The following is a 6,234-nucleotide window of genomic DNA, read 5'->3' on the forward strand; positions in this document are numbered from 1 at the left end:
AGGGAACCTCGCCTTATACTATCCCTTTCAAACAGCTTTAGCTTCTGCAGGGATCAGCCTGTATTGCGAAGCCCGGCGGCAATGCCGTTGATGGTCAGCAGTACTTCCCGAAGCAGATCCGGATCATCCTGCTCCTGCTCCCTTAGTTCACGCAGCTCGTTAAGCAGTTGAACCTGCAGATAGCTGAGCGGATCCACGTAAGGGTTGCGAAGTCTTATCGATTCCTGCAGAACCGGCTGGTTATCCAGAATATCCTGTTGTCCTGTAATCTTGAGAACCAGCTCTTTCGTCAATTTGAATTCTTCCTGAATCAGACCGAAGATGCGCTCGCGTGCTTGATCATCCTTCGTCATCAAGGAATACTCCTTGGCGATGATCAGATCTGCCTTGGCAAGTGCCATCTGAAGGGTATCGATCAGGGACGTAAAGAACGGATAGCTCGTGTACATCTGTTGAAGCACCTTCATGTTCTCTTCCTTGCCTTGGTAGAAGCTCTGTAAGCCCGTACCAGCCGCGTACCATGCCGGAAGCAGGTAACGGCTCTGCGTCCATGCAAACACCCAAGGAATGGCTCTCAGGTCCTCGAAACGGTCGCTGTTCTTGCGCTTGGAAGGCCGGGAACCAATATTCAGCTCGCCCACCTCAGGAAGCGGCGTGGATTCCTTGAAGAAAGTAAGGAAATCCGGATCGCGGAATATCAGATCTTGATATTTTTTCTGAGAAACGGCCGAAATGCTGGAGGAAATCACTTCCCACTCTTTTTCGGTCGATTCTTTTTCAGGATAACGGGCATTCAGGGAAGCCGTAATTAATGCTGAGGTCGCCTGATCCAAGCTACGGTAGGCAATGCCCTTCAAGGAGTAACGGGACGAAATAACCTCGCCCTGCTCCGTAATTTTGATGCCGCCTGCAATGGTCGATGCCGGCTGAGCCAAAATGCTGCGGTTCAGAGGCATACCGCCGCGTCCGAGCGATCCGCCGCGTCCATGGAAGTATTTTACCTTGATGCCGAATTCATTGGCTACGGCCGTAATCTCTTTGAGTGCTACCTGGAGCTCCCAGTTCGCCGTAATGGCTCCGCCGTCCTTGTTGCTGTCAGAGTAGCCCAGCATGATCTCCTGCAGTTCGTTCATGGCGCTCACCGCTTCACGGTAGATCGGCAGGCTGAAGAGCTTGCGCATGATATCCGGGGCGGCATGAAGATCGTCAATCGTCTCGAATAATGGCGCAGCCTGCAGCGTAGCGATTACGGAACCGTCGTTATCCTTCCGGAACAGCCCGACTTCTTTGGCAAATACCATCACTTCCAGAATGTCGCTTGCGCCCTCGGCCATACTGATCAAATAACTGGAGATGCATTTCACGCCGAATTCCTGCTGCGCACGGAAAACGGTACGGTATACTTCGAGGCATTCCTCGGTGCTGTCGCTATACTCCTGATAAGGCGTAGTCAACGGACGCGGATCGTTAAGCAAGTTATTGAGCAGTTCGATCTTCTCGTCTTCGCTCAATTGGGCGTAGTCCTGCGTCACGTTCATTTTCCGCAGAATTTCGGCCATGGCATTCTCATGCTCTTGGCTATGCTGTCTGATATCCAGCGTTGCGGTATGGAAACCAAACAACTCCGCCTGGCGAATCAGCTTTTGAATATAGGTGTCTGCAACATAGTCAGCAAAATGGAAACGCAGGCTTCGATCAATGATTTTCAAATCCTCGATGAATTCCTCAGGGGTCTGATAACGCTCGCCGCCCGTCATGTTCTCATCCAGAATGTGACTCATTTTAGCCAGCATATATACCAGTTTTACACGATAAGGCTCTTTCTCATTGTGCCAAATTTCCATCTTCTTCAGTGTTACATGCTCGCGGTCTTTTTCAATGGACTGAAGCAATTCATCCGAAACGTTAACGATTGACGAGCTGAAGCTCAGGTATTTCATGAATTCACGCAAAATCCGTTGGTATTCACGAATCGCCAGCTTCCGCTGCATTTCAAGCGTTCTCCACGTTACGTCCGCCGTCACTGAAGGATTTCCGTCCCGATCGCCACCGATCCACGAACCGAAACGCAAATAGGTTGGAACGTGCCAATGGTGACCCGGATAATATTTAGTTAGGCAGCGCTCCAGTTCTTGATAAACCTCTGGCAGAATGTGAAACAGGGTTTCGTGAAAATAATACATACCGTTTCTGACTTCATCCAAAACAGTAGGTTTACGGTCACGAAGCTCATCGGTTTGCCATAGCGTAATCACTTCATTCAGTAGTTTCTCCCGAAGCTGCTCCCGTTCGCGGAATGTCAGTGTCGGATTGTCCAGCTGCATCACATCGTCCGCTATCCGTTTATGGATATCCAGAATAGCCCGACGCATCGCTTCTGTTGGATGAGCGGTCATCACCAGCTCAAGGGATAGACTTTCGAGAATTTCTTGAACTTCTTCAAACGTAATATTGCGCTCTTTCAAATCCTGGACTGCACTTTCGATGGAACCTGGTTGAACACTTTCCCCGGCGGAACGCTCGTAATCGCGTTTACGCCGTATGCGATGATTCTGTTCGGCGATGTTAACCAATTGAAAGTAAATGGCAAACGCGCGAATCACCTGATGACGAATGTCGGGTTCCAGCGTGCTGATGATCCTTTTGAAATCTGCAAACAATTCTGGCAAGAATACGGATCGCAACGATTTACTCGTTTCGCGAATTTTCTCAACTATATCTAAAAGCTCATTGCCTCCTTGATGGACAATAACTTCTCCAAGAATATTGCCAAGGAACCGTACATCTCGCCGCAGCAGATTGTTGGAATTGCTTTTTGCGGTTACTGTAAGTTCAGTCATGCTACTCCTCCCATCTCAACCCGTTTCAGCAGTTTATCTATAGGACGTAACGCCTTCCTAACATCATACAATAAAAGCGAATGAAAATCTGCATTTTTCAGGCGAAAAAATTAGCCAAATCGACAAAACTCATGGTCATGTTATACCCATAGCCCACGGACATTAGTCCTATAAACCGTTGACACGAAAGCATTCTTTATTGCATTAACACTTCGCAGGATAGTCGTATGAATATGTAAAAAAAACATCACACACGGTGATGTCCTGCTTATGTATGGAGCGGGTGATGGGAATCGAACCCACGCTACCAGCTTGGAAGGCTGGAGTTCTACCATTGAACTACACCCGCATATCAACCCACAAAAGTGACGTTATGCTTCAAAGCATATTCCGGTTACTTTTGCCGGGCCTCAATTGTTAAGCAAATCGGGATGACACGATTTGAACATGCGACCCCCTGGTCCCAAACCAGGTGCTCTACCAAGCTGAGCTACATCCCGATATTAATCTTTTTTGAAAAATGGCACGCCCTGAGAGATTCGAACTCCCGACCTTTTGATTCGTAGTCAAACGCTCTATCCAGCTGAGCTAAGGGCGCAAATGGAGCGGACGACGGGAATCGAACCCGCGACCCTCGCCTTGGCAAGGCGATGCTCTACCGCTGAGCCACGTCCGCATTAATGGTGCGCGTGGAGGGACTTGAACCCCCACGTCAAAGACGCTAGATCCTAAGTCTAGTGCGTCTGCCAATTCCGCCACACGCGCACAAGATGAAACAATGGTGAGCCATGAAGGACTCGAACCTTCGACACCCTGATTAAAAGTCAGGTGCTCTACCAACTGAGCTAATGGCTCGCATTTCAGGCCACCGAAAATACTCGGAATCACCTTCAAAGCGTAACTTTACTATTTGGAGTAAAGTGGCTGGGGATATAGGATTCGAACCTATGCATGACGGAGTCAAAGTCCGTTGCCTTACCGCTTGGCTAATCCCCAAAATCGTTGAGTTACTTCTATCTTGCCGATTCTCGTTAGAATCATGCATGAAATGGTGGAGGCTGAGGGGATCGAACCCCCGACCCTCTGCTTGTAAGGCAGATGCTCTCCCAGCTGAGCTAAGCCTCCGTATATAAAGGAAATAAATAGTGGTGACCCGTAGGGGATACTCTCACTTCGTTCGAGACTGCGAAGTCTATGCTTACGAAGTCATCCTCCGACGAACCGACGGGATTCTCATCCCCTTGATGCAATAACATAGTGGTGACCCGTAGGGGATTCGAACCCCTGTTACCTCCGTGAAAGGGAGGTGTCTTAACCCCTTGACCAACGGGCCACATTTTCATGATGCATGTCCAAACCAAAAACGAATCTGGAGCTTCCAACCGGGATCGAACCGGTGACCTCATCCTTACCATGGATGCACTCTACCTACTGAGCTATGGAAGCAAGTGGCTCCCCGAACAGGACTCGAACCTGTGACAACTCGATTAACAGTCGAGTGCTCTACCAACTGAGCTATCAGGGAATATGTACCGCTTGGCGACGTCCTACTCTCCCGGGACCCTTCGGTCCAAGTACCATCGGCGCTGGAAGGCTTAACGGTCGTGTTCGGTATGGGAACGCGTGGAACCCTTCCGCCATCGCCACCAAACGGTTCAGATGCTTGATCACCTGAAAACTAGATACGAAACGATTTGCAGCACATTAGAATCCGTAGCATTCACCCGATGTGGTATCGGGGTCCCCAGAAAATATTCGGCATCCGCTTCAAAGCTTTGCTTCACTTTTTGGGGTGTTTTTTGGATAAGCCCTCGACCGATTAGTATTGGTCAGCTCCATGCATTGCTGCACTTCCACCTCCAACCTATCTACCTCGTCGTCTTCAAGGGGTCTTACATACTGGGAAATCTCATCTTGAGGGGGGCTTCACGCTTAGATGCTTTCAGCGCTTATCCCGTCCGTACGTAGCTACCCAGCCATGCTCCTGGCGGAACAACTGGTGCACCAGCGGTACGTCCATCCCGGTCCTCTCGTACTAAGGACAGCTCCTCTCAAATTTCCTACGCCCACGACAGATAGGGACCGAACTGTCTCACGACGTTCTGAACCCAGCTCGCGTACCGCTTTAATGGGCGAACAGCCCAACCCTTGGGACCTACTTCAGCCCCAGGATGCGATGAGCCGACATCGAGGTGCCAAACCTCCCCGTCGATGTGGACTCTTGGGGGAGATAAGCCTGTTATCCCCAGGGTAGCTTTTATCCGTTGAGCGATGGCCCTTCCATGCGGTACCACCGGATCACTAAGCCCGACTTTCGTCCCTGCTCGACTTGTAGGTCTCGCAGTCAAGCTCCCTTATGCCTTTGCACTCTTCGAATGATTTCCAACCATTCTGAGGGAACCTTGGGGCGCCTCCGTTACTCTTTAGGAGGCGACCGCCCCAGTCAAACTGCCCGCCTGACACTGTCCCCGTACCGGATCACGGTACTAGGTTAGAACCTAGATACGATCAGGGTGGTATCCCAACGTCGCCTCCACACAAGCTGGCGCTCATGCTTCTAAGGCTCCCACCTATCCTGTACAGATCGTACCCAAATCCAATATCAAGCTGCAGTAAAGCTCCATGGGGTCTTTCCGTCTTGTCGCGGGTAACCTGCATCTTCACAGGTATTAAAATTTCACCGGATCTCTCGTTGAGACAGCGCCCAAGTCGTTACGCCATTCGTGCGGGTCAGAATTTACCTGACAAGGAATTTCGCTACCTTAGGACCGTTATAGTTACGGCCGCCGTTTACTGGGGCTTCGGTTCACAGCTTCGGGTTTAACCCCTAACCGCTCCCCTTAACCTTCCAGCACCGGGCAGGCGTCAGCCCGTATACTTCGCCTTACGGCTTCGCACAGACCTGTGTTTTTGCTAAACAGTCGCTTGGGCCTTTTCACTGCGGCCCCCTCGGGCTATTCACCCTACCGAGGCACCCCTTCTCCCGAAGTTACGGGGTCATTTTGCCGAGTTCCTTAACGAGAGTTCTTCCGCGCGCCTTAGAATTCTCTTCTCGCCTACCTGTGTCGGTTTGCGGTACGGGCACCTTCACCTGACTAGAGGCTTTTCTTGGCAGTGTGAGATCATGACCTTCGCTACTATAATTTTCACTCCCCATCACAGCCCAGCCTTATCGATGTGCGGATTTGCCTACACATCAGCCTCACTGCTTGGACGGACATCCATCAGTCCGCGTCACTACCCTCCTGCGTCACCCCATCGTTCATAACGGTTTACGGTGGTACAGGAATTTCAACCTGTTGTCCTTCGATTACGCCTTTCGGCCTCACCTTAGGTCCCGACTTACCCTGAGCGGACGAGCCTTCCTCAGGAAACCTTGGGCTTTCGGCGGATC

1 protein-coding gene, 11 tRNA genes and 2 rRNA genes (1 of these 14 only partly in view) are annotated in these 6,234 nt (G+C 50.7%); all 14 read right to left on the minus strand.

Annotated elements, in window-relative coordinates; genetic code table 11:
* Positions 1 to 53: 53 nt before the first annotated feature.
* On the minus strand, positions 54 to 2,840 hold the full coding sequence (gene ppc / locus P0X86_RS29370; protein ID WP_277747132.1) for a phosphoenolpyruvate carboxylase: 2,787 nt from the start codon (positions 2,838 to 2,840) through the stop codon (positions 54 to 56).
* A 275-nt stretch (positions 2,841 to 3,115) separates the two neighbouring features.
* Positions 3,116 to 3,189, minus strand: a tRNA-Gly gene (locus P0X86_RS29375).
* A 77-nt stretch (positions 3,190 to 3,266) separates the two neighbouring features.
* Positions 3,267 to 3,340, minus strand: a tRNA-Pro gene (locus P0X86_RS29380).
* 21 nt (positions 3,341 to 3,361) lie between these two features.
* Positions 3,362 to 3,438 (minus strand) — tRNA-Arg (locus P0X86_RS29385).
* Between the two features lie 3 nt (positions 3,439 to 3,441).
* A tRNA-Gly gene (locus P0X86_RS29390) sits at positions 3,442 to 3,516 on the minus strand.
* A 5-nt stretch (positions 3,517 to 3,521) separates the two neighbouring features.
* Positions 3,522 to 3,605 (minus strand) — tRNA-Leu (locus P0X86_RS29395).
* A 14-nt stretch (positions 3,606 to 3,619) separates the two neighbouring features.
* A tRNA-Lys gene (locus tag P0X86_RS29400) sits at positions 3,620 to 3,695 on the minus strand.
* 66 nt (positions 3,696 to 3,761) lie between these two features.
* A tRNA-Gln gene (locus P0X86_RS29405) sits at positions 3,762 to 3,836 on the minus strand.
* 53 nt (positions 3,837 to 3,889) lie between these two features.
* Positions 3,890 to 3,965, minus strand: a tRNA-Val gene (locus P0X86_RS29410).
* 133 nt (positions 3,966 to 4,098) lie between these two features.
* Positions 4,099 to 4,173, minus strand: a tRNA-Glu gene (locus tag P0X86_RS29415).
* Between the two features lie 37 nt (positions 4,174 to 4,210).
* Positions 4,211 to 4,286: transfer RNA gene (locus P0X86_RS29420), tRNA-Thr, on the minus strand.
* 3 nt (positions 4,287 to 4,289) lie between these two features.
* Positions 4,290 to 4,365: transfer RNA gene (locus P0X86_RS29425), tRNA-Asn, on the minus strand.
* Positions 4,366 to 4,374: 9 nt separating this feature from the next.
* Positions 4,375 to 4,491 (minus strand): 5S ribosomal RNA (gene rrf / locus P0X86_RS29430).
* Between the two features lie 148 nt (positions 4,492 to 4,639).
* Positions 4,640 to 6,234: ribosomal RNA gene (locus P0X86_RS29435) — 23S ribosomal RNA — on the minus strand (it continues 1,334 nt past the right edge of the window).

The sequence above is a fragment of the Paenibacillus sp. BR1-192 genome (assembly GCF_029542445.1).
Lineage (GTDB): Bacteria > Bacillota > Bacilli > Paenibacillales > Paenibacillaceae > Paenibacillus_AQ > Paenibacillus_AQ lautus_A.